Here is a 21,349-nt window from a genome sequence, read left to right on the forward strand (position 1 = left end):
GTGTGCGTGACGGGCGGGCACCCGCAGCCGCGCCGCGAACCGGCCCGCGCCACCGCGCGCGAGAGGTGTGTGCCGCCGACGGTGTCCCCCCGCACACCCTTCGTAGTCCTTCGTATGGACGCGCCGTGGCGGGAGTGGAAAGCTCGAATAACCGCGGGCGTCGCCGGAGCCGCCACACCACGCGGGTCCCGCGTGTCCGCGCCCACAGTGACCTCACCGTGCACGGGAGGCAGGACCATGGGCGACAAGGCACAGACACACCACCCCGGAGCCGCCGGCAGGGCTCTGACGGCCGACCAACCCGCGTCCGTACGGAATGTGGTGCTGGTCGGCCACTCCGGCTCGGGGAAGACGACCCTCGTGGAGGCCCTCGCGCTGACCGCGGGGGCGGTGAACCGGGCGGGCCGCGTGGAGGACGGCGGCACCGTCTCCGACTACGATGACATCGAGCACCGGCAGCAGCGCTCGGTGCAGCTGTCCCTGGCGCCGGTCGGATGGGACGGCATCAAGGTCAACCTCCTGGACACCCCCGGCTACGCCGACTTCGTCGGGGAACTGCGGGCCGGTCTGCGCGCCGCGGACGCGGCTCTCTTCGTCGTCTCGGCCTCGGACGGGGTCGACGGCTCCACCCGGATGGTGTGGGAGGAGTGTGCGGCCGTCGGCATGCCCCGCGCCATCGTGATCACGCACCTGGAGTCCGCGCGTGCGGACTTCGAGGAGATGACCCGGACCTGTGCGGAGGCATTCGGCGGCGACGACCCCGACGCCGTCCTGCCCCTGTACCTGCCGCTGCGCGGACCCGAGGGTCCCGACGGGCACGCGCCCGTGACCGGGCTGGTCGGACTGCTGTCACAGAAGCTGTTCGACTACTCGACCGGGGAGCGCAAGGAGTCCGAGCCCGGCGAGGACCAGCTGCCGGACATCGAGGAGGCCCGCAACCGGCTCATCGAGGGGATCATCGCGGAGAGCGAGGACGAGACCCTCATGGACCGCTACCTCGGCGGCGAGCAGGTCGACATCAAGACCCTCGTCGAGGACCTGGAGCGGGCCGTGGCGCGCGGTTCGTTCTTCCCCGTCCTGGCCGCCGCCCCCGCCGCCGAGGGCGCGCGGCAGGGACTCGGCACGATCGAGTTGCTGGAGCTGATCACCGGCGGCTTCCCGACCCCGTTCGAGCACCCGCTGCCCGGGGTCACCACCCTCGGCGGCGAGCGGCGCGAGCTGAAGCCGTGCGACACGGGCGGCCCGCTCGTCGCCGAGGTCGTCAAGACCTCCTCCGACCCCTATGTCGGCCGGATCTCACTGGTCCGCGTCTTCTCCGGCACCCTGCGCCCGGACCAGACGGTGCACGTCTCCGGGCACGGCCTCGCCGACCGCGGTCACGAGGACCACGACGTGGACGAGAAGGTCGGCGCCCTGTCCATGCCCTTCGGCAAACAGCAGCGCCCGGTGACCCACGCCGTCGCCGGTGACCTGGTGTGCGTGGCCAAGCTGGGCCGCGCCGAGACCGGCGACACCCTCTCCGCCAAGGACGACCCGCTCCTGATGGAGCCCTGGCAGATGCCCGACCCGCTGCTGCCGCTCGCCATCCACGCGCACAGCAAGGCCGACGAGGACAAGCTGTCCCAGGGCCTCGCCCGGCTGGTCGCCGAGGATCCGACGATGCGCCTGGAACAGAACCAGGACACCCACCAGGTGGTCCTGTGGTGCCTGGGCGAGGCCCACGCCGACGTCGCCCTGGAGCGGCTGCGCAGCCGCTACGGCGTCCAGGTCGACGTCGTGCCGCACAAGGTCTCCCTCCGGGAGACGTTCGCGAACCGGGCCACCGGGCGCGGCCGGCACGTCAAGCAGTCCGGGGGCCACGGCCAGTACGCCATCTGCGAGATCGAGGTGGAGCCGCTGCCGGGCGGCTCGGGCATCGAGTTCGTGGACAAGGTGGTCGGCGGCGCGGTGCCCCGCCAGTTCATCCCGTCCGTCGAGAAGGGCATCCGGGCCCAGGCCGCCAAGGGCGTCGCCGCCGGGTACCCGCTGGTCGACGTGCGGGTCACGCTGCGGGACGGCAAGGCCCACTCGGTGGACTCCTCCGACGCCGCCTTCCAGACGGCGGCGGCGCTCGCCCTGCGCGAGGCCGCGGCGGACGCGAAGATCCATCTGCTGGAGCCGGTCGCCGAGGTGAGCGTGCTGGTCGGCGACGACTACGTGGGCGCCGTGATGAGCGACCTGTCGAGCCGGCGCGGCCGACTGCTCGGCACCGAACAGGTGGGCACCGGACGGACGTTGATCCGCGCCGAGGTGCCCGAGTTCGAGATCGGCCGGTACGCCGTCGACCTGCGCTCGCTCTCGCACGGCACGGCCCGCTTCGACCGGAGCTACGCCCGGCACGAGCCGATGCCGCCGCAGATCGCCGAACGCATCCGCGAACAGGCGGGGGACGACGGGTAGTACGCCGGCGTGGACCGGCGCACGGGCGGGCGGCTTCGGCCGTCCGCCCGCGGGCTGTCAGTGCCGGCGGATACGCTGATCACCTGGTCACGTCGTGCCCCGACCGTCCGGCACTCGTCCGGTATCGGCACGGCGACCGGTCCAACAGGTGTGCGGAGCAGGGAAGTCGGGAAGGCCGCAGGAACGGCACCGGCGGCGATGGGGGCGGGAATGTCGTTTGGAACGGAGTGGGACGGGCCCCAGGTACCCGTCTCGGGCGACGAGGGGCAGGCGGCGACGGCCGCGCTGGCCTCCGCGGCGTACCGGGACAGCCCGATCGAGGAGATCAAGAAGGCCGACAACGAGTGGCACCAGTCCACCGTCAAGGCGGGCCGGATCAAGCTGTTCCGGCCCAATCTCGGCGAGGCGTTCTCCCGGGCCCTGGTCGACCGGATGCTCGCCCCCGGTCGCGGTGCGCTCATCCAGTCCTTCGGCACCGAGCCGCAGTTCGTCGTGGAACACGCCCTCGCGGCCAACAACATCCGCCGGGAGCGGGACAACCGGCTGACCGGCATCACCGTCGTGTGCGGCCTGCTCTTCCTGCCCGGCATGCTCGTCTGGCTGCTCGTCTTCCAGCTGCGCATGCTCGTGGTCAGGCGGGACGACAGGCGGGCCGGGGCGCTGGCCACCGCGCTGCTGCTGGGCGTCGGCCTGCTCGCCGGGCTGTTCCTGCTGAAGATGCCGTTCTCCGGCTTCTGGGCGTGGTACGCCCGCGCGGCCGTCGTCGTCCCCGTGCTCGGCTGGTTCTGGGCCAAGCAGATCTGCGAGAGCACCGCCAACGACCTGCGGGCCCGCTGGGAGGGCCTGCTCTCCGGCACCAGTGTCGGCGCGAAGGTCCCCGAAGCCGTGCCGCGCGGTCCCGGCCAGACCGCCGCCGAGGAGCTGCGCCAGTCACTGGCCCGGCTGAGCGCCGAACAGCAGTCCAACTCCGTCTTCTACGCCGGCCCCAAGGGCATACTCGGCATGGGCACCCGCTGGGGCGCCTGGCAGCTCGCGGAGGACCTCAAGCCCGCCGACCCCGGCCGGGAGATCCACCCCTTCCGCAGCTGGGACGTGATACGCGCGATCCACGACCAGCTGACCCTCCTGGAGCGCGGCCCGCTCAACACCGGCGGCTTCCCGAAGCCGTCGATACGGCACTGGATCGTCACCCCGATCGGCGAGAAGGCCACGTCCGTCTCCCGCCCCGAGGGCACCGACGTCGAGGCTTTCCAGGTCAAGCCGCACGCCATACAGGAGATCTGCAACAAGCAGCAGTTCGGCAGCGGCGACCGGCACTACCTGGGCGTGCAGTGGACGCTGTGGGACGGCCAGCTGGTCATCACCATGCTGATCACCGTCACGGTGCTGCACGAGACGCTGCGCATCGAGGTCACCGGGCACGCGCTGGGGCCGGTGAACCCGCTGTTCACCACGAAGCCCGCGGCGCCGTCCAAGGAGGTCTCCAAGTCCTTCAAGCCGTGGGAGACCCGCACGATCAAGCTGCCGCTGGTCGGCGCCGACGAGGTCGTACGGCTCGCCGTGCGCGCCCCGCTGGCCTGGTACCCGCCGCTGCTCAAGTGGCTCGGCGGCTCACTCGGCCTGCCCGAGCCGTTCGGGCTGCGGCACGCCTGGGCCGACCAGCCGTGGCGCCATCGTTTCATGGCCGACGACGCGCTGCGCGCGGCCACACCGGTGCTGCGCGTGGTGCACTCGGCCGCGATCAGGGTCCTGGGGGAGAACGGCGTCGACACCGAGAAGTTCGGGGCCCGCTCGGCGTTCCTGAGCGGCAACGTCCAGGATCCGACTCCGCGGAAGGCCGACCTGTACGACGCGTGATCCCGCTGTTCGGCCGGTGTGAACGACCTCGCCCTCAGACACCGGACCGGCCGCTCACGCCGACGCCGGTCCCTCGGCCCGGGAGAGGCCGCTCACGCCGACGCTCATCCGTCGGCTCGGGGGAGGCCGCTCATCCCGACGCTCGTCCAGCGGTCCGGGAGGGACGGCTCAGGACGACGCCGGCCAGGCGTCCGCCAGCATCTTGCGGGTGTCGGCCAGCAACTGCGGCAGCACCCTGGTGTGCCCGACCACCGGCATGAAATTCGTGTCGCCACCCCAGCGCGGGACGATGTGCTGGTGCAGATGGGCGGCGATGCCGGCACCCGCGACCGCGCCCTGGTTCATGCCGATGTTGAACCCCTGCGCGCCGGACGCCGTGCGCAGGGCCGTCATCGCCTGCTTGGTCAGCTCCGCCAGCTCGGTGGTCTCCGGCCCGCTCAGCTCGGTGTAGTCGGCCACGTGCCGGTACGGCACGGTCATCAGATGGCCACCGTTGTACGGGTAGAGGTTGAGAACGGCGTACACATGCTCGCCGCGCCGGACGATCAGCCCGTCCTCGTCGGACTTGGCCGGGATCGAGCAGAAGGGGCAGCCGTCGTCGGCCCCGGGACCGGTCGGCTTGTTCTCGCCCTGGATGTAGGCCATCCGGTGGGGCGTCCACAGACGCTGGAACGCGTCCTGGGTCCCCACTCCGATCTGCTGCTCCGGCTCACTCGTCATGCTAGGCAGCATATGGCTTAGCCTCTTACCGGCGTGTCGCCGGGGCGTCCTGAAGGCGCTCTCCGGCCAAGCTTGGCCGGTGGACGACGACAGCTCCGCGGTGCGCTGGGAACAGCGCACCGAGATTCCGCTCTTCCTGGCGTCGCTGGTCTTCATGGCCGCCTATGCCACCCGGGTCCTGGCGGTGAGCCTGCCTTCCGGCTGGCGCGACCTGTGCGGGCTCGCGATGCTCGCCCTGTGGGCGGTGTTCGCCGGGGACTACGTGGTGCGCTGGCGGCTCGGCGGCCAGCGCTTCCTGCGCTTCTCCACCACTCACCTCCTGCACACGGTCGCGGTGGTCCTGCCGCTGCTGCGCCCGCTGCGGATCGTTCCGCTCTACGACGTCATCCAGCGCCGCCAGGGCGCGCCCCGGCTCTCCCTGTACGCGCGGGTGATCGCCTACGCGAGCCTGTCCACCCTGTTGCTCGGCTTCTCCGGCGCCCTCGCGGTCTACCAGCAGGAACGCGGGGCGCCCGGCACGACCATGCACTCCTTCGGGGACGCCGTGTGGTGGGCCGCCTCGACCCTCAGCACGGTCGGTTACGGCGACGTCACCCCGGTCACCGCCGTCGGCCGGCTGATCGCGATCGGGATGATGGCGTGCGGGCTGGGCCTGCTCGGTGCGGTGACCGGGTCCTTCTCGTCGTGGCTGATGCAGGTCTTCTCCCACGAGGGCGACGCGCGAAGGCCCCCGGGACGGTGATCCCGGGGGCCTCCGGACGCGGGGGGCTCAGACCTGGGCGCGTTCCTCGACGACCGCCGCGATCTTCGCGATGGCCTCCTCGAAGGCGATGCCGTTCTCCTGCGAGCCGTCGCGGTAACGGAAGGACACCGAACCGTTCGACATGTCCTCGTCGCCGACGATGACCATGAACGGCACCTTCTGCTTCTGCGCGTTCCTGATCTTCTTCTGCATGCGGTCCGAGGAGGAGTCCACCTCGACGCGCAGGCCCTTCTTCCTGGCCGCGGTCGCGAACTTCTCCAGGTACTCCACGTGCGCGTCGCCGATCGGGATGCCGATCGCCTGGACCGGGGCGAGCCACGCCGGGAAGGCGCCCGCGTAGTGCTCCAGGAGAACGGCGAAGAACCGCTCGATGGAGCCGAACAGCGCGCGGTGGATCATGACCGGGCGCTGCTTGGAGCCGTCCGGGCCGGTGTACTCCAGGTTGAAGCGCTCGGGCAGGTTGAAGTCGAGCTGGATGGTCGACATCTGCCAGGTCCGGCCGATCGCGTCCTTGGCCTGGACGGAGATCTTGGGGCCGTAGAACGCGGCGCCGCCCGGGTCGGGCACCAGGGGCAGGCCCTGCTTCTCGGCGACCTGGCGCAGGGTCTCGGTCGCCTCCTCCCAGACCTCGTCGGAGCCGACGAACTTCTCCGGGTCCTTGGTGGACAGCTCCAGGTAGAAGTCGGTCAGGCCGTAGTCGCGCAGCAGGCCGAGGACGAAGGTGAGCGTCTTGTCCAGTTCCTCGGACATCTGCTCGCGGGTGCAGTAGATGTGCGCGTCGTCCTGCGTGAAGCCCCGCGCACGGGTCAGGCCGTGCACGACGCCCGACTTCTCGTACCGGTACACGGTGCCGAACTCGAACAGACGCAGCGGCAGTTCACGGTAGGACCGGCCGCGCGCGTCGAAGATCAGGTTGTGCATCGGGCAGTTCATGGGCTTGAGGTAGTAGTCCACGCCCTCGTCGAGCTGCATGGGCGGGTACATGCCGTCGGCGTACCAGTCCAGGTGCCCGGACGTCTCGAAGAGCTTCCCCTTCGTGGCGTGCGGGGTGTAGACGAACTCGTAGCCCTCCTCCTCGTGACGGCGGCGCGAGTAGTCCTCCATCACGCGGCGGACGATGCCGCCCTTGGGGTGGAAGACGGCCAGGCCGGAGCCGATCTGCTCGGGGATCGAGAAGAGGTCCAGTTCGCTGCCGAGCTTGCGGTGATCGCGCTTCTCGGCCTCGGCGAGGAAGTCCAGGTGCGCCTTCAGCTCGTCCTTGGACGGCCAGGCGGTGCCGTAGATGCGCTGGAGCATCGGGTTCTTCTCGCTGCCGCGCCAGTAGGCGGCGGCGTTGCGCATCAGCTTGAACGCCGGGATGAGCCGGGTCGAGGGCAGGTGCGGGCCGCGGCAGAGGTCCTTCCAGCACAGCTCGCCGGTCTTGGCGTCCAGGTTGTCGTAGATCGTCAGCTCGCCGGCGCCGACCTCGACGTCCGCGCCGTCGTCGTGGGAGGCCGAACCCTTGAGGCCGATCAGCTCCAGCTTGTACGGCTCGTCCGCCAGCTCCGCCCGGGCCGCCTCGTCGGTGATGACGCGGCGGGCGAACTTCTGGCCCCGCTTCTGGATCTCCTGCATCTTCTTCTCGATGGCCTTGAGATCCTCGGGGGTGAACGGCTTCTCGACGTCGAAGTCGTAGTAGAAGCCGTCCTTGACCGGCGGGCCGATGCCCAGCTTGGCCTCGGGGAACAGCTCCTGCACGGCCTGCGCCATGACGTGCGCGGTGGAGTGGCGCAGGATGTTCAGGCCGTCCTCGGACGAGATCTGGACGCCCTCGACCTCGTCACCGTCGGACAGTTCGTACGTGAGGTCCTTCAGCTCGCCGCCCACGCGTGCGGCGATGATCGAGCGCTCGCCCGCGAAGAGGTCGGCGGCCGTAGTGCCCGTCGTCACCACGCGTTCTTCCCGCTCGGAATCGCGTTGGATGATCACACGGACGTCTGACACCGGTCTCTCCTGACTGAAGGTGGGGTGCGGCGCCATACCAGGAGCGCGCGCACGGCCGATCGTACCGACCTCACGGCACCGATCGCGAAACGGTCACCCTCAGTCCTCGTCCCCGTACGCCTCCCCGCACGCCTCTTCGAAGAAGTCGAGATTCTCCTGGAGGGACTTCATCAGCCGGTCCCGCTCGGTCTCGTCGACCTGCACGGGTACGACCCCGGAGGCCCCGGTGAGCCGGCGGAAGCCGCCCCGGCGCTCCAGCCGGCCGTGGACACGGACGGGCAGGCCGACCAGGTGGGCGTGGCCGGCGATGCGGTAGTCCTCCTCGTCCAGGGTGACGCGGAGGTGCGGCACGTCGGCGCCGGCCAGGACGCGCAGCCGCACGGTGCCCTCGCCGCCGGGTCCGGAGCGGCGCATCCGGACGACGGCACCGGTGACCCGGACCGGGACGGAGGGTTCGGCGCGCAGGTAGCGGGCGGCGGCCTCGCGGAGCACGGGCAGGTCGCCCGGGGAGAACTCGACGGGTTCGGCGGAGGGGGCGCAGCCTTCCGGGACGCCGGCGCCGGGGGCCCAGGCGACGGCGACGCGGGCGCCCTCGGTACCGCGCACGAGCGCGCTGAGCGCCTCGGTCAGCTCGCGGCTGACGCCCGCTTCGACGGCGCCGTCGAAAGCGTCCATGCCGCCGGTGGCCCGCCGGTAGTCGATGGCCTCGCGGGCGGCGTGGAGGGCCTGGTGGAGGCGGACGGCGAGGGGGCGGCCGGTGGGCACGGGCGTGAAAGCGGTGAGGGTGCGGCCCCCGGCGGCGGGGCCGACGAGGACCCCTTCGAGGAGCGCGGCGGCGGGGCGACGGTGGCGGGCGCCGTAGTAGCCGGCACGCGCGCGCGTGGCGAGGGCGGCGGCGAGCAGCATCTGCCGGGCGGCGGCGCGCAGATGGTCGGCGGCGGGCCAGGGGGTGGCGCCGGCGGGCCCGCTCGGGCTGTCGCGCCACCAGCGGATCTCGTCGCTGGGTACGGCGAGGGAGATCAGCACCTCGCGCGCGGCGGGGGTGTCGCTGCGGGCGAGGGCGTCGAGGGCCTCGCCGAGCAGGTCGTCGCTGTCCGGGAAGCCCCGGCTCTCCGGGACGAGCAGACTGGTCCCGCCGCCCGAGCCGGGCGGGGTCCAGCGGCCGTACCGCCCGGCGGCTCCCCCGCGCCGCTGCCAGCCGTGCCGGTGCAGCAGGGCGCCGAGCACGCCGGGGTCGACCTCGGCGGGCTCCGGGGGCCGGTGCCAGGGCAGGTCGTCGGGGTGCGCCCGGACCTGCCGTGCCGGCTCGTCGTGGGGGCGGTTACTCATGGCCTGCCTCCCGTCCCGACCCGCGTCATGATCTCGCACAGGGCCCGGTCGTCGAAGATGCGCGAGGTCGGTATCCGCACGGTGGTCCGGTGCCGGCCGGTCACGGGGTGGCCGGCGAGGTCGACCCAGTAGCAGCAGTGCCTGAGGTCGAGCCGGTCGTGGCCGGCGCGCAGCCAGTCGTCCTGCGAGCGCGGCACGAGCATGACGACCAGGATCTTGTGCACCGAGACGGGCGTGCGGGCGAGCTTGCGCAGGTGGGCGTTGTCGAGCGTGAAGGAGAAGGAGCGGCCCGGCGGGTTGGGCGGGATCTGGTAGGTGCATTTCAGCTGCACCTTGATGGTGACCTCGTCGTCCACGGTGTGTCCGGGCGCGCTGTGGCTGACGTGCCAGTCGATGCCGTTGTCCGGGAAGGGCTGGGACAGCGAGCAGCCGGCCGCGGCGGCGACCGCGTGCAGATAGCCGACCTGCAGTGTCTCCATGCAGGCGGTGGTGGCGAGCGTGCCGCGAAGGGTGCCCGGACGATCGGGCAGCAGCCCGCCCCGCTCGGGCTGCGCTATGGCCATGACCAACAGCCTTCCAAGCAATGAGTATCCCCGCTGCGGGCCGCTGAACTGCAAAGACCCGTACTCCTGTTGTCTCCTCCCGGCGTACGGCGCAAACGGCCCGGGTATCACCAAACGGGCAGAAGACGGAATGTCATCTGCTATGGGTGAAAGAGGAGTTGGGTTGGGATGACGACCTGGTACGAGGGGCCACTTGCCGCCTTCGACACGGAGACGACGGGCGTGGACGTCGAGACCGACCGCATCGTGTCGGCCGCCGTCGTCGTCCAGGATGCCCCGGGGACCCGGCCCCGGGTGTCCCGATGGCTGGTGAACCCGGGTGTGCCGGTGCCGGAGGCGGCGACGGCGGTGCACGGGCTGACGGAGGAACACCTGCAGCACAACGGGCGCTGGCCCGCTCCGGTGATGTACGAGATAGCCGAGCAGCTGGCCGAGCACGCGACGCTGGGCCGCCCGCTGGTGGTGATGAACGCGCCGTTCGATCTGACGCTGCTGGACCGGGAGTTGCGCCGGCACCGGGCGTCCACGCTGGACCGCTGGTTCGAGTCGGTGCCGCTGCGGGTGCTGGACCCGCGGGTGCTGGACAAGCATCTGGACCGCTACCGCAAGGGCCGCCGTACGCTGACCGACCTGTGCGAGCACTACGGCGTGACGCTGGACGGCGCCCATGACGCGGCGGCGGACGCGCTGGCCGCGCTGGATGTCGTACGCGCCCTGGGCCGACGATTCGCGACCCGACTGGAGCGCCTGTCCCCCGCCGAGCTGCACGCGCTCCAGACGAACTGGCACGCGGCGCAGGCGCGCGGCCTCCAGGCGTGGTTCGCGCGCAGCGGCTCGGAGGAGACGGTCAGTACGGACTGGCCGCTGCGCCCGGAGCTGTCGGCCGCGGCGTGAACCCCGCACAGCACGCAGAAGGCCGGCCCGCTGCTGCGGACCGGCCTCTCCCGGTGGGCGATACTGGGTTCGAACCAGTGACCTCTTCGGTGTGAACGAAGCGCTCTCCCACTGAGCTAATCGCCCGGGAACGCACTGAACAATACAGGGCCGGGCGCCCTTCGTTCAAACCGCTCGCAGGTGGCGCAGCAGGCCGCGCCGCCCCGAGCGCATCATCAGCCGGTGGTTGGCGCGGAAGACCGGCCGGCCGGGCACGGCGAGCCGCCTGAGGAGGGGCTTGCGGACGTGGACTTCCTGGTCGTAGCGGGCCAGGGTGCCGGCACCCTCGGCGGTGACCGTCCAGCGCGCCCAGCCCTCGATGTCACCGGACACGGCGATCTCCAGCACACCGGCGTCGGGGTCGTGGCGGGTCCGGTGTGCGGTGAAGGTCATGTCGTACGGGAGGACGGACCTGATGGTGAGGACGCCGGTGGTGTCGTCCCACCGGGTCACCGACCGCACCTGCGGCCACCAGTGGGGGTAGTCCTCGGCCCGCTCCAGGACGCCGTACACCGCGGCGGGCGGAGCGGGCAGGGACCACAGGCTGCGGAAGCGGTAATGATTCCAGTCCATGGGCCGAGTGTGGCGCGGACCGGCACACGGAGCGGACCGCCGCCCCCGTTCCCGGCCAGGCCGGGATCCCGTCGCCGGGCAGGGCCCGGTTCTCGACGACCGTGAGGCCCGCTCGGCCGGTGCCGCGTCTGCCGAGAACCGTCACCCTGTCACGGATGGTATTCACGACCGGAGCCGGGAATTCCCCACCGCTCGCCGACCCCCACGCCGGCCTTCGGGACGTCGTCACGAAAGTGAGTCACGGTCAGATATCGGGTCCCCCCTCGAGGCTTGACAAGAATCCCCCACTTGTCGTACTTACGACGGAATGTGACGGTGTTTTGGAAATCATCCGGCGGATTTCCGCCGGCCGCCCGTGTCTGGAACTTCTCCCATGACGACCAATACATCTGGAAGTCCGATTTAACCTTGATCTTCGGGTACTTCTTCCTGAGGAACGTTATGGTCTTTTTGATCTTCTCGACCCGCCCCTCGGTGTCCCCAGAAGTAACGGATCGTCACGTCGGAACGCGGCCGACGACCGAACTAGGGATCAGGCGGACAATGACGCCGGCCGGCCGAGCAGGACCCCGGTTCGTCTCCTCCGGCCACTCCCGTCGGCGCGCACTCGCCGTCGACGTCGGCGCGCACTCCCGCCGTCGCCGCGCTCACCCACTGCCACCGCGCTTCCGGCCCATCGCCGCGGGGTGGGACAGCGCCGCGGGGGGTGGGACAACGCCGCGGGGGGTGAGACAACGCCGACGGCCCACCTGCTTGTCGCAGGTGGGCCGTCGGTCCGGGTGGGCGATACTGGGTTCGAACCAGTGACCTCTTCGGTGTGAACGAAGCGCTCTCCCACTGAGCTAATCGCCCGGGCGCAGGAAGAACATTACCCCATGTCAGGGGGTGCTTCCGACCAGGGGCGGGGCCGTGGGCGCCGCCCATGCCCCGGTCGGTGTCACTGGTCCTTGATCTTCCAGGGCATGACGATGCCGAACTTCCACAGGTAGATCCCGACGAGCACACCGATGATCACCAGACCGATCACGGTCAGGGTGATGTTGCGGCGGCGCACCCTGGGGTCGAGGGCCCGCTGGGCCGCCTCGGTGACCTTGCGTTTGGTCCAGCGGAGCACGAGCTGGGCCCAGACGAACTCGGTCGCCCAGATCGCCATGCCCCCGAAGATCACCACCCAGCCGGGGCCCGGCAGGGGCAGCATGACGATGCCCGCGGCGACCACCGCGAGGCCGATCACGAAGACCCCGACCTGCCAGCTCAGGTGGAGGAGCCGGCGAGCCTTGACGAACTCCGGCGCCCTCGAACCGAGCCCGTGCTCGCTCTCCCGGCCGGCCTCGGGCCGGTCCGTTTTCGCCTTGTCCGCTGCCACGGCGACCTCGCCCGCTTCGTCACTCCCCGTATTCATACAGACAAACCCTACCCGAGTGAAACCAGTCACCGGAATGGTCGTAGATCCGGTACGAGTTCTCGGCCGGAAGAGTTACGTAAACACACGCAAAACCCTCAGAGGGGTTTACAACGGCACCGTAGGTGGCATGTCGATTTCGCCGACGTGCGAATCCCCGAGCGCACACTGAGCGAAAGGCCCTGGCGCTTATGAACACCACGGTCAGCTGCGAGCTGCACCTGCGCCTCGTTGTGTCGAGCGAGTCCTCCCTGCCTGTCCCCGCAGGCCTGCGGTACGACACGGCCGACCCCTACGCCGTGCACGCCACCTTCCACACCGGAGCCGAGGAGACCGTCGAGTGGGTGTTCGCCCGCGACCTCCTCGCCGAGGGGCTTCACCGGCCCACCGGCACCGGCGACGTCCGCGTCTGGCCATCCCGCAGTCATGGCCAGGGCGTCGTGTGCATCGCCCTCAGCTCCCCGGAGGGGGAGGCCCTGCTCGAGGCCCCGGCGCGGGCCCTGGAGTCCTTCCTGAAGCGAACCGACGCCGCCGTGCCGCCCGGCACGGAACACCGGCACTTCGACCTGGATCAGGAGCTCTCGCACATTCTGGCGGAGAGCTAGGCCGCGGCCCTTCAAGCAGCCCGGCGCCGTCCACTCGGGGAGACGGCTCGGGCCAAGACAACCGCATAGGGCACAGGCCGACGCCGCCACCGTGAGCAGTCACGGGGCGGCGCCGACTGTGCTCCGCCGGCTCCGGCCCGCGCACGCCCGGTCGCGGTGCGTGTGCGGCCGGGCCGCGGTGTGTGTGCCCGGGCCGCGGCCCGGCGTGCGGTCTGCCGGCGGCGACCGGCCGCGGCGCGGCGCGGGAACCCTATGGCGCAGGGGGGCGTTCTACCGGCGAGCGGGACAGGGCGAGGACGGGTGCGGTCGGCGCGGTTGTCGCTACCATCGGCCAGCATCGGCGGGCGCCCGCCCGACCACCAGGCCAGGGAGCGAAACGTGCTGATCACCCACGACACCCGGTGCGCCCTCGACACCGTGGTGGATCTGGTGAACTCCGCGCCGGAGGACGAGGCGGCGGCGGACGGACTGTCCGATGTCCCGGCTCTCGCGGAATTCGTACGAAACCACCAGATCAGCGATGTCGGTGTGCTGTCGGAGTTCGATCTCTCGGCGGTGCGCAGGGTCCGGGGGCGGTTCGCGGCGATCTTCGCGTCCCCGGACGCGCGGTCCGCGGCCATGATGATCAACGAATTGATCGCCGCCGCGGGGACCACTCCCCGCCTGACGGACCACGACGGCTACGACTGGCATGTGCACTACTTCGCGCCGGGTGCCTCCGTGGCCGACCACCTCGCCGCCGACTGCGGGATGGCGCTGGCCTTCTTCGTGGTGGCCGGGGAGCAGGAACGGCTGCGGCGCTGCGAGGCACCGGACTGCCGGCGCGCCTTCGTGGACCTGTCCCGCAACCGCTCGCGCCGCTACTGCGACAGCCGCACCTGCGGTAACCGGCTGCATGTCGCCGCCTACCGGGCCCGGCGCAAGGAAGCGGCGGGCTGAGAACGGACGCGGCCCGGAGCGACGTCGGTCCCGGCGGGTGGCGCCGGGACCGACGTGTACGGCTCACAGCAACAGCAGGTCGTGCAGCGCAGCCATGAGGAGCAGACACCCGATCACCGCTAGGAAGATCATCAGCGGTGGCTGGGAAAGGGCGAAGAGGCACCCGCGCGGCTCGTCCTTCGGCGGCGCGGCCTCGCTCTGTGTCGTGTCCAGCATCTCGCGGCAGATCATGGCCTACGCGGCGCCCCACCCGCGATCAACCCGCACCGATCTTGCGGGAGATCACCGAATACCGTGAGGTCTCGTTCGGCTCATGAACGATTCCGGACGCCCGCAGACGCACTGTGTCGTTTCAGCCAGTCATGTGACTGTCATATGCCGTGCTTCTTGAGGATGGCCTCGATGTCGCTGAAGTCCTCCGTCGAGCCGCCTGCCCGGGGCGCGGTGGCCGGGGGCGTAGCAGCGGGACGTGCCGCGGAACGGGTCGTACCGCCCAGGGACGGCGCCGAGGCCGCGGGCGCCACCGCGTCCCGCTCAGCCCGCCCGGCCGCCCTGCGCCCGGCACCGGCACCTCCGCGCCGGCGCTCCACGGCACGTGTCCCGGCGAACAGGAGCCAGGCCGCGCCCAGCACCCCGAAGCCGGCCCAGGCGGTGGGGCTCAGGGCGGTGTCCGTGAGCCAGCCGACGACTCCGGTCATCACCAGGCCGACCGGCACGAGCGAGTAGGCCGCGAGGCGGGCCGCCGTCAGGTAACGCTTGCGGTAGGCCGTGACCACCGCGATACCCAGGCCCGCCGCGGAGACGGCGGAGCAGACTGTCTCGGCAATCATCCGGTCCTCCTGGCGGGCTCGATCTGTCGCCTCCATCGTGCACCTTCGGCTCCCCGCGAGGCCACGCTCCCGGGGGGACATCAGGGAGATCTCCGGGTCGTCTCCTACTGGAGTGCGGGTACGGGGTGCGGTACCGGGAGGAGCCCCGTACGCCGAGGTCCCGATTGGGTGGCCGGCGCCCGGCCTGGAAGACTGGTGGGCATGAGCGACTCCTCCCCCGCACGCACCGATGCCCTCGTCCTGGAGGTCTGGTGCGAACTGCAGTGCCCGGACTGCCGTACCGCCCTGGACGACGTCCGCGCCCTGCGCGCCCGCTACGGCGACCGGCTCGAGCTGCGGCTGCGGCACTTCCCGCTGGAGAAGCACCAGCACGCCTTCGCCGCCGCCCAGGCCGCCGAGGAGGCTCTGGAGCAGGGCGGGGGCTGGCCGTACGTGGAGGCCGTGCTGGAGCGGGTGGCGGAGCTGGACCGTCAGGGAGAGCCCTTCCTGGTCGAGGTTGCCCGGGAACTCGGCCTGGACGCCGAGGAGTTCGACACCGCGCTGATCGACGGCCGGCACATCCTGGTCGTCGACGCCGACCAGGCCGAGGGCAAGGCGATCGGCGTGACCGGCACCCCGACGTACGTCATCGACGGCGAGCGGCTCGACGGCGGCAAGAGCCAGGAGGGGCTGCGCGAGCGCATCGAGGAGATCGCGGACCGGCTGCTGGCCGACCGGGACGACCGGGACGATCGGGAGAGCTGAGCACCGAGCGGGCCGGACCGGGCCCGGTCCGGGGCGTCCCGTGGCGCCGGGGCGCGCCCGGCCCGGCGCTTGAAGACGCACCCGGTCCGGGAGCCGAACGCCCTGAAGCCGGAGCAGGAGCGTGCCAGAGCAGAGGCCGGCTGGAACGGGAGCTAGCCAAGCAGGAGCTTGCTAGAGCAGGAGCTTGCTAGAGCAGGGGTTTGCTCAGGGAGTGGGTCACCGTCTCGTAGCCGAGTGACGTGTACAGCCGCTCGGCGGGGGTGTTGCCCGCGAACACGTTGAGGCCGAGGACCGGCCGGGCGGCCCCGATCGCCTGGCGTTCCGCCACCAGCATGAGCGTACGGCCGTGTCCCCGGCCGCGGTGGGCCGCGTCGGTCTGCACGTCGAACACGTACGCCCTGTCCTCCTCCAGAGCCACCCACAGGGTGCCCACCCGGCTGCCCGCGTGCTCCAGCACGCTGAGGAGCATGCCGTCGGTGGCGAGTCGGTGTGGCAGCAGCCGCGCGTGGTCGTCGCGGGCCTTGGCGCGGGCCGCGGCTTCGGGTAGGCCCCGGTCGATCCACGTGCGCGCGTACCGCTCGCTCTCCGCCTCCTGCCACGCGTCGAACTCGGCCCCGGTCATGGACCGCGCGTGACTGTCCGGCGGCAGCGCGGGCGGAGTGCCGCCGAGGCGCTTCTCCATGCCGCGGTTGCGCTCGGTGTAGCCGAGGGTGCCGAACAGGCGCAGCGCGGCGACCGCCGCGACGGGCACCACCGTCTCCATCTGTACGCAGCCCCAGCCGCGGGCCACCTCCTCCGCGGCGAGCAGCGCCACGGTGCCCCGGCCGCGCCGCCGGTCGGGCTCGGCGATCCGCAGGTCGGTGACGCGGGCCACCGAGTCGCCGAGGTTCGGCGAGGTGCCGAGGTGGATCTCACCGACGGGACGGCTGTTCACGCACACCGCGAAGCGCCGGGAGCGGGTCCCGTCGGGGTGCGTCTGGAGCGGCTCGGCCGGCCGCAGGGTCGTGGTCATCACAGGAGTTCTACCCACGGCGACCGGCCGCGTCAGCTCGTTTTCTCCGCCCCGTTCCGTCGCCTGCCCCGGCTCAGGGGTCCAGGTCCTGCCCCGCCCGCTCGTCGAAGACGCGCAGGGCCTTGGCGGTCACCGGCCCCGGGGCGCCGGGCAGTTCGCGGTCGTCGATCCGGTGCACGGCCTGTACGTCCCGCAGCGTGGAGGTGAGGAAGACCTCGTCGGCGCGCTGGAGGACGTCCAGCGGCAGGTCGGTCTCCTTGGCGCCGGTCCACTCGACGACCAGGGCCCGGGTGATGCCGGGCAGGCAGCCGGAGGCGACCGGCGGGGTGTGGATCTCGCCGTCCAGGACGACGAAGACGTTCGACCCGGTGCCCTCGCAGAGCCGGCCGACCGTGTTGCCGAACAGCGCCTCGGAGGCGCCGAGTCGGTGGGCGCGGGCCAGGGCGACGACGTTCTCGGCGTACGAGGTGCTCTTCACGCCGGCGAGGGCGCCGCGTTCGTTGCGCGTCCAAGGGACGGTGATCACCGCGGTGGCGTCCGGGCGGCGGGTGGTCTCGCCGAGGGCGACCACGAGGGTCGGGCCGTGTGCGCCGCGGTCGGAGCCGAGCGGTCCGTGCCCGCCGGTGTAGGTGATCCGCAGCCGGCCCAGCGGCATCGGGTTGGCCTCGAGCACGGCCGCGCAGGCGCGGCGCACCTCGTCGTGGTCGGGGTCGGGAAGGCCGAGGCCGCGGGCCGACCGGGTCAGCCGGTCGAGGTGGCGGGTGAGCGCGAACGGCCTGCCGTCGGCCGCCTTCACGGTCTCGAAGACGCCGTCGCCGACGGTCAGCCCGTGGTCGAGGACGGAGACCCGGGCGGATTCCAGGTCCCGCAGTCCGCCGTCCAGCCAGATCCTCATGTGAGTGCTCCCTCGCTCTCCTCGTACGCCCCCGACGCTATCGCGAGCAGCCGGGACGCCTTCAGCTCGGTCTCCCGCCACTCGCCGTCCGGGTCGGACCCCCAGGTGATGCCGGCGCCGGTGCCGAAGCGCAGCGTCGCCGCGCCCCCGGCGGACCGGTCGATCCAGAAGGTGCGGATGCCCACGGCCAGCCCGGCGGTGCCCCGGTCGGCGTCCACCCAGCCGATGCCGCCGCAGTACGGGCCGCGCGGTGCCATCTCCAGGGCGTCGATGATCCTGAGGGCGCTCGACTTGGGGGCGCCGGTGACCGAGCCGGGCGGGAAGGCCGCGGCCAGCAGCTCGGGCCAGCCGGCCCCCTCGCGCAGGTGGCCGCGGACGGTGGAGACGAGGTGGACCAGGCCCGGATGCTTCTCCACGGCGCACAGGTCGGGCACGGTCACGCTGCCGGTCGCGCAGACCCGCCCGATGTCGTTGCGGACCAGGTCCACGATCATCACGTTCTCGGCGTAGTCCTTCTCCAGGAGGTCCGCCTCGGTCCGCCCGGTGCCCTTGATGGGTCCCGACTCGACCGTACGGCCGTCGCGGCGCAGGAACAGCTCGGGCGAGGCGGTGGCGATCTCCACGCCGTGCCGTGGCAGCCGGATCGTTCCCGCGTACGGCGCGGGGTTGCCCCGGGCGAGTACGGCGGTCAACGCGTCCACGTCGGCGCCGGGCCCGACGGGCGCGCTGAGCACCCGGCAGAGATTGGCCTGATAGACCTCGCCGGCCGCGATGTGCTCACGGATGCGGCGGACGGCCGTCGTGTACGCGGCTCTGTCCAGGGAGGAGGTCCAGTCCCCCGGCTGTGGGCCCCGCCATCCGCCGGGGGCCGGCGCGGGTACCGGCTCCGTCCGTACGTCCGCGAAGCGAGCGCAGGTCAGCCGGCCCTCGAAGTCCGCGCAGACGGCCCAGAAGCCGGTGGAGTCCAGGGCGGCCGGATCGCTGGTGACGTCGAGGAGGCCGGTGGCGACGCGATCGCCGAACCGGGCGAGGGGAGGGAGGTGGAGCACGTGGTCGAGTCTAGGTCGGGTGTCCCGGAGGTGGCCCCGGGATGTCCCGGGGGGAGCCCTGACCACCGGGTCCGCCGGGCGCACCGCAGCACGCTGCGCAAACGCGTTTTTGTACTGGCCCGGGAATCCGCTAGAGTTCAACACGTCGCCGGGACGCGGAAGCGGACCGAAACGACAGGCGGACGTAGCTCAGTTGGTAGAGCGCAACCTTGCCAAGGTTGAGGTCGCGAGTTCGAGCCTCGTCGTCCGCTCGAAGGAAGAAGGGGTCTTCCCGATCCCCTACACTCCTGGTGGAGTGGCCGAGAGGCGAGGCAACGGCCTGCAAAGCCGTCTACACGGGTTCAAATCCCGTCTCCACCTCCAAGGACGATTAGCTCAGCGGGAGAGCGCTTCCCTGACACGGAAGAGGTCACTGGTTCAATCCCAGTATCGTCCACTGGATCTCCGGATCCCGGATCTTCTCGAAGGTCCCGCCCGCGCGATTAGCTCAGCGGGAGAGCGCTTCCCTGACACGGAAGAGGTCACTGGTTCAATCCCAGTATCGCGCACCGTCTGTGACTCACCGGTCGCAGTCCGCGGACGATTAGCTCAGCGGGAGAGCGCTTCCCTGACACGGAAGAGGTCACTGGTTCAATCCCAGTATCGTCCACGCAGCAAGGAGCCCCCGGCCGTCTCGTACGGCCGGGGGCTCCTTCGTGTCTCAGCTGGAGAACAGCATGTGGCCGAAGCTCTTGTGGCGCTGGTGGCCGTAGTGACCGCCGCCGTGGTGGCCGCCGTGCGGCGCGCCCCAGGCCGGCGCGGCCGGGGCAGCGGGGTATGCCTGCGGGGCGGCGGGCGGGGGCGGGGCCGGCTGCGACCACTGGGACTCCAGGCGGGTCAGCGCCTCGAGCTCGCCGTAGTCGAGGAAGATGCCGCGGCAGCCGCTGCACTGCTCGATCTGGACGCCGTTGCGGTTGTAGGTGTGCATCGGCGCATGGCACTTCGGACACTGCATGGTCGGCTCAACTCCTCGCCGGTCGGTACTGCTTCGTGTTCCCCCAGGACAGACTCCGTCCGGCCCCGGGCGGTTGCAGCCTAGTCCGGGAATCCGGACGGCTGCCGAGGGGGGACCACGGGCATGCGCGCGCAGGCGTCGACGACGGCCTGCTCCACCTCGTCCAGCGGGCGGCCGGCTGCGAGCGCCCTGGTGATCGCCAGGGCGGCCGTCTGCACGCTGAGCGCGCGGGCCGGGACGTCCAGGGCGGGCCAGGGATCGCCGTCCGGGGGCACGGCCGGGCCGCCGGCCCGCCGGTAGGCGGCCAGGAATCGGGTCCACTCGTCGGGCGGGAGGAGTCCGCAGGCGTACCAGGCGGCGGGGCGGGCGAGGTCCCAGGCGGGGACACCGGCTCCGAGGTCGTCGACGTCGATCAGCTTCCACGGTCCGTCCGGGGCCGGGTGCCGGACGAGCTGGCCCAGGTGCAGATCGCCGTGGCAGACGGCCGCCGGGCCGGGCATCGGTGCGGCGGCCCTCGCCCAGGCGGGGAGAGCGGCCCAGGCCGCCAGGACGGGGCGGGCGGCCTCGCGGGCGTCCGCGGGAGGCGTGGCGCGCAGCGCCGCCCGGAGCCGGTCGAGCGCGCGGGCGGCCTTGGCGGGGCCGCGCATCGGGGACAGGCCGGCCGGGACGGGGGCGCGGTGCAGCCGGGCGAGGAGGGCGGCGGCGGACTCCCAGGGGGCCGCGTCCGGGTCGTCCGGGTCCACGGGGACGCCGTACGGCCAGAAGGTCACCAGCCGGTCGTGCAGTGGGACCGGCGCCGAGGTGAGCGGGGGCAGGAGCACGTCCGGGAGGCGGGCGGCCGTGGTGACGCGGAGGGCGAGCGCGGTGGGGTCGGTGTCCGGGGCGTGGGCCTTGGCGACGGTGTCGGCGTGCCGGACGACGGTGGCGTCGGGGCGGTCGGCGAGGGGGGTGCCGGCGCAGGCGCAGGGGGCGGTGGGGGTGCCGGGGTGGGCGGCGGCCCTGGCCTTCGCGGTCAGCGCGGATATGAGGGTGGACGCGTCGGTCTCTGGGTCTGCGGTCAAGGCTGCCTCGGGCGGGGTGGACTGATGGGCCGAGGGTACTGGGCGGCGCCGGGGCCGCCTGCCCGAAAGGCACGGCCGGTAGCGGCCACGCCCGGCCCAGGCGGACACGACGTGGACGCGTGACCGTTCTCGGCGGCCGCCGCCATCGGCGTCGTCCTCGTCCTCGGCTTCGTCCTCGGCTCTCGGCTCTCGGCTCTCGGCTCTCGGCTCTCGGCTCTCGGCTCTCGGCTCTCGGGCCGAAACGGCTGATGCCGGCGCAGCTCCCCAGCTGCGCCGGCATTTTTGCCGTCCGCCGCACCCCCGTCCCCACGGGGTTTCATGGATCGATGTCCCCGCCCGGACCGCTCTTCCGGGCCTGGGGTCGCCGCTCAGCGCCCCAGCATCGCACCCACGGACGACGCCTGTGTGGCCACCGTCTCCCAGCCGTCGAAGACGAGCAGGAGCAGGGCCGCCAGGGGAAGGGCCATGATCGTCGCCACCAGGGGGTGGCGGCGGCCCGTCCGGCGGGGGGCGAACGCGGTGCGTCGCGGTGCCGTGTGGGCCATGGTCCCTCTCCTGACCGTTTCGGTTGTCTCCGGCAGCGGCGGGTGTCTGACCTCGGGGGACGAGTGCTGCCACCCGCCGCTTGACCTCAAATCTAGGCGCGCGGCATCCGAGG

The 21,349-nt window shown here is 71.8% G+C and carries 21 protein-coding genes and 7 tRNA genes; 12 read left to right on the forward strand and 16 right to left on the reverse strand.

Going from position 1 to position 21,349, the window contains the following annotated elements:
* The first annotated feature begins 237 nt into the window (after positions 1-237).
* On the forward strand, positions 238-2,439 hold the full coding sequence (locus ACIGYR_RS22415; protein ID WP_399600820.1) for an elongation factor G-like protein EF-G2: 2,202 nt from the start codon (positions 238-240) through the stop codon (positions 2,437-2,439).
* A gap of 210 nt (positions 2,440-2,649) precedes the next feature.
* Complete coding sequence (locus ACIGYR_RS22420; RefSeq protein ID WP_391844649.1) at positions 2,650-4,296, forward strand: hypothetical protein; 1,647 nt, start codon at positions 2,650-2,652, stop codon at positions 4,294-4,296.
* 168 nt (positions 4,297-4,464) lie between these two features.
* On the opposite strand, the gene ACIGYR_RS22425 is transcribed toward ACIGYR_RS22420, so the two are convergent.
* Positions 4,465-5,028, reverse strand: a complete 564-nt coding sequence (locus ACIGYR_RS22425; RefSeq protein ID WP_391844647.1) for an HIT family protein — start codon at positions 5,026-5,028, stop codon at positions 4,465-4,467.
* Between the two features lie 67 nt (positions 5,029-5,095).
* On the opposite strand from ACIGYR_RS22425, the gene ACIGYR_RS22430 reads away from it, so the two are divergent.
* On the forward strand, positions 5,096-5,758 hold the full coding sequence (locus ACIGYR_RS22430; protein WP_391844645.1) for a potassium channel family protein: 663 nt from the start codon (positions 5,096-5,098) through the stop codon (positions 5,756-5,758).
* A 27-nt stretch (positions 5,759-5,785) separates the two neighbouring features.
* On the opposite strand, the gene thrS is transcribed toward ACIGYR_RS22430, so the two are convergent.
* The 3 genes from thrS to ACIGYR_RS22445 form a co-directional block, all read right to left on the reverse strand.
* The gene (gene thrS, locus ACIGYR_RS22435) at positions 5,786-7,762 is read right to left on the reverse strand and encodes a threonine--tRNA ligase (RefSeq protein ID WP_399600825.1); all 1,977 of its coding nucleotides are present in this window, start codon (positions 7,760-7,762) and stop codon (positions 5,786-5,788) included.
* 99 nt (positions 7,763-7,861) lie between these two features.
* Positions 7,862-9,091 carry a hypothetical protein gene (locus ACIGYR_RS22440; RefSeq protein ID WP_399600827.1) on the reverse strand — a complete coding sequence of 410 codons (1,230 nt, stop codon included), beginning with the start codon at positions 9,089-9,091 and terminating at the stop codon, positions 7,862-7,864.
* Positions 9,088-9,654, reverse strand: a complete 567-nt coding sequence (locus ACIGYR_RS22445) for a DUF4365 domain-containing protein (RefSeq protein ID WP_399600830.1) — start codon at positions 9,652-9,654, stop codon at positions 9,088-9,090. The genes ACIGYR_RS22440 and ACIGYR_RS22445 overlap by 4 nt, the downstream gene beginning before the upstream one ends.
* A gap of 168 nt (positions 9,655-9,822) precedes the next feature.
* Here ACIGYR_RS22445 and ACIGYR_RS22450 point away from each other — a divergent pair, with 168 nt between their 5' ends.
* A complete protein-coding gene (locus tag ACIGYR_RS22450; RefSeq protein WP_391844637.1) occupies positions 9,823-10,548 on the forward strand; it encodes a 3'-5' exonuclease in 726 nt (241 codons plus the stop codon).
* Positions 10,549-10,602: 54 nt separating this feature from the next.
* On the opposite strand, the gene ACIGYR_RS22455 is transcribed toward ACIGYR_RS22450, so the two are convergent.
* From ACIGYR_RS22455 to ACIGYR_RS22470, 4 genes are all read right to left on the reverse strand, one after another.
* Positions 10,603-10,674: transfer RNA gene (locus ACIGYR_RS22455), tRNA-Val, on the reverse strand.
* A 39-nt stretch (positions 10,675-10,713) separates the two neighbouring features.
* Entirely contained in the window at positions 10,714-11,160 is a 447-nt protein-coding gene (locus tag ACIGYR_RS22460) for an SRPBCC family protein (RefSeq protein ID WP_399600833.1), read from the reverse strand.
* A 780-nt stretch (positions 11,161-11,940) separates the two neighbouring features.
* Positions 11,941-12,012, reverse strand: a tRNA-Val gene (locus tag ACIGYR_RS22465).
* Between the two features lie 85 nt (positions 12,013-12,097).
* Positions 12,098-12,562, reverse strand: coding sequence for a TIGR02611 family protein (locus ACIGYR_RS22470; protein ID WP_399600835.1), 465 nt, complete (start codon positions 12,560-12,562; stop codon positions 12,098-12,100).
* Positions 12,563-12,753: 191 nt separating this feature from the next.
* Here ACIGYR_RS22470 and ACIGYR_RS22475 point away from each other — a divergent pair, with 191 nt between their 5' ends.
* Both ACIGYR_RS22475 and ACIGYR_RS22480 read left to right on the forward strand, forming a co-directional pair.
* Positions 12,754-13,167 carry an SsgA family sporulation/cell division regulator gene (locus ACIGYR_RS22475; RefSeq protein WP_004002642.1) on the forward strand — a complete coding sequence of 138 codons (414 nt, stop codon included), beginning with the start codon at positions 12,754-12,756 and terminating at the stop codon, positions 13,165-13,167.
* Between the two features lie 378 nt (positions 13,168-13,545).
* Positions 13,546-14,106: a CGNR zinc finger domain-containing protein gene (locus ACIGYR_RS22480; protein WP_391844631.1), complete on the forward strand. Its 561-nt coding sequence runs from the start codon at positions 13,546-13,548 to the stop codon at positions 14,104-14,106.
* A gap of 63 nt (positions 14,107-14,169) precedes the next feature.
* On the opposite strand, the gene ACIGYR_RS22485 is transcribed toward ACIGYR_RS22480, so the two are convergent.
* A complete protein-coding gene (locus ACIGYR_RS22485) occupies positions 14,170-14,322 on the reverse strand; it encodes a hypothetical protein (protein WP_167345734.1) in 153 nt (50 codons plus the stop codon).
* Between the two features lie 155 nt (positions 14,323-14,477).
* Positions 14,478-14,936, reverse strand: coding sequence for a hypothetical protein (locus ACIGYR_RS22490; protein ID WP_399600839.1), 459 nt, complete (start codon positions 14,934-14,936; stop codon positions 14,478-14,480).
* A gap of 201 nt (positions 14,937-15,137) precedes the next feature.
* Here ACIGYR_RS22490 and ACIGYR_RS22495 point away from each other — a divergent pair, with 201 nt between their 5' ends.
* The gene (locus ACIGYR_RS22495; RefSeq protein WP_399600842.1) at positions 15,138-15,680 is read left to right on the forward strand and encodes a DsbA family protein; all 543 of its coding nucleotides are present in this window, start codon (positions 15,138-15,140) and stop codon (positions 15,678-15,680) included.
* A 187-nt stretch (positions 15,681-15,867) separates the two neighbouring features.
* Here ACIGYR_RS22495 and ACIGYR_RS22500 read toward each other — a convergent pair whose 3' ends face one another.
* The 3 genes from ACIGYR_RS22500 to ACIGYR_RS22510 form a co-directional block, all read right to left on the reverse strand.
* On the reverse strand, positions 15,868-16,692 hold the full coding sequence (locus ACIGYR_RS22500; protein WP_399600844.1) for a GNAT family N-acetyltransferase: 825 nt from the start codon (positions 16,690-16,692) through the stop codon (positions 15,868-15,870).
* Between the two features lie 73 nt (positions 16,693-16,765).
* Positions 16,766-17,587, reverse strand: coding sequence for an aminotransferase class IV (locus tag ACIGYR_RS22505; protein ID WP_391844625.1), 822 nt, complete (start codon positions 17,585-17,587; stop codon positions 16,766-16,768).
* On the reverse strand, positions 17,584-18,636 hold the full coding sequence (locus ACIGYR_RS22510; protein ID WP_399600847.1) for a chorismate-binding protein: 1,053 nt from the start codon (positions 18,634-18,636) through the stop codon (positions 17,584-17,586). Before ACIGYR_RS22510 ends, ACIGYR_RS22505 begins: the two co-directional genes overlap by 4 nt.
* A 178-nt stretch (positions 18,637-18,814) precedes the next feature.
* Between ACIGYR_RS22510 and ACIGYR_RS22515 the strand changes: the two genes are divergently transcribed.
* The 5 genes from ACIGYR_RS22515 (at position 18,815) to ACIGYR_RS22535 (ending at position 19,285) form a co-directional block, all read left to right on the forward strand.
* Positions 18,815-18,887 (forward strand) — tRNA-Gly (locus ACIGYR_RS22515).
* Positions 18,888-18,925: 38 nt separating this feature from the next.
* Positions 18,926-18,999, forward strand: a tRNA-Cys gene (locus ACIGYR_RS22520).
* A gap of 1 nt (position 19,000) precedes the next feature.
* A tRNA-Val gene (locus tag ACIGYR_RS22525) sits at positions 19,001-19,072 on the forward strand.
* Positions 19,073-19,112: 40 nt separating this feature from the next.
* A tRNA-Val gene (locus tag ACIGYR_RS22530) sits at positions 19,113-19,184 on the forward strand.
* Positions 19,185-19,213: 29 nt separating this feature from the next.
* Positions 19,214-19,285, forward strand: a tRNA-Val gene (locus ACIGYR_RS22535).
* A 51-nt stretch (positions 19,286-19,336) separates the two neighbouring features.
* Here the strand turns inward: ACIGYR_RS22535 and ACIGYR_RS22540 are convergent.
* The 3 genes from ACIGYR_RS22540 to ACIGYR_RS22550 all read right to left on the reverse strand — a co-directional run bounded on the left by ACIGYR_RS22540 (position 19,337) and on the right by ACIGYR_RS22550 (position 21,236).
* Positions 19,337-19,630 (reverse strand): zf-TFIIB domain-containing protein, encoded by a 294-nt coding sequence (locus tag ACIGYR_RS22540; RefSeq protein WP_391844621.1) that lies wholly within the window; start codon positions 19,628-19,630, stop codon positions 19,337-19,339.
* An 80-nt stretch (positions 19,631-19,710) separates the two neighbouring features.
* The gene (locus ACIGYR_RS22545) at positions 19,711-20,691 is read right to left on the reverse strand and encodes a phosphotransferase family protein (RefSeq protein WP_399600850.1); all 981 of its coding nucleotides are present in this window, start codon (positions 20,689-20,691) and stop codon (positions 19,711-19,713) included.
* 368 nt (positions 20,692-21,059) lie between these two features.
* On the reverse strand, positions 21,060-21,236 hold the full coding sequence (locus tag ACIGYR_RS22550; protein WP_399600853.1) for a hypothetical protein: 177 nt from the start codon (positions 21,234-21,236) through the stop codon (positions 21,060-21,062).
* Positions 21,237-21,349 lie beyond the last annotated feature (113 nt).

The sequence above is a fragment of the Streptomyces sp. NPDC053076 genome, from assembly GCF_044546845.1.
GTDB lineage: Bacteria > Actinomycetota > Actinomycetes > Streptomycetales > Streptomycetaceae > Streptomyces.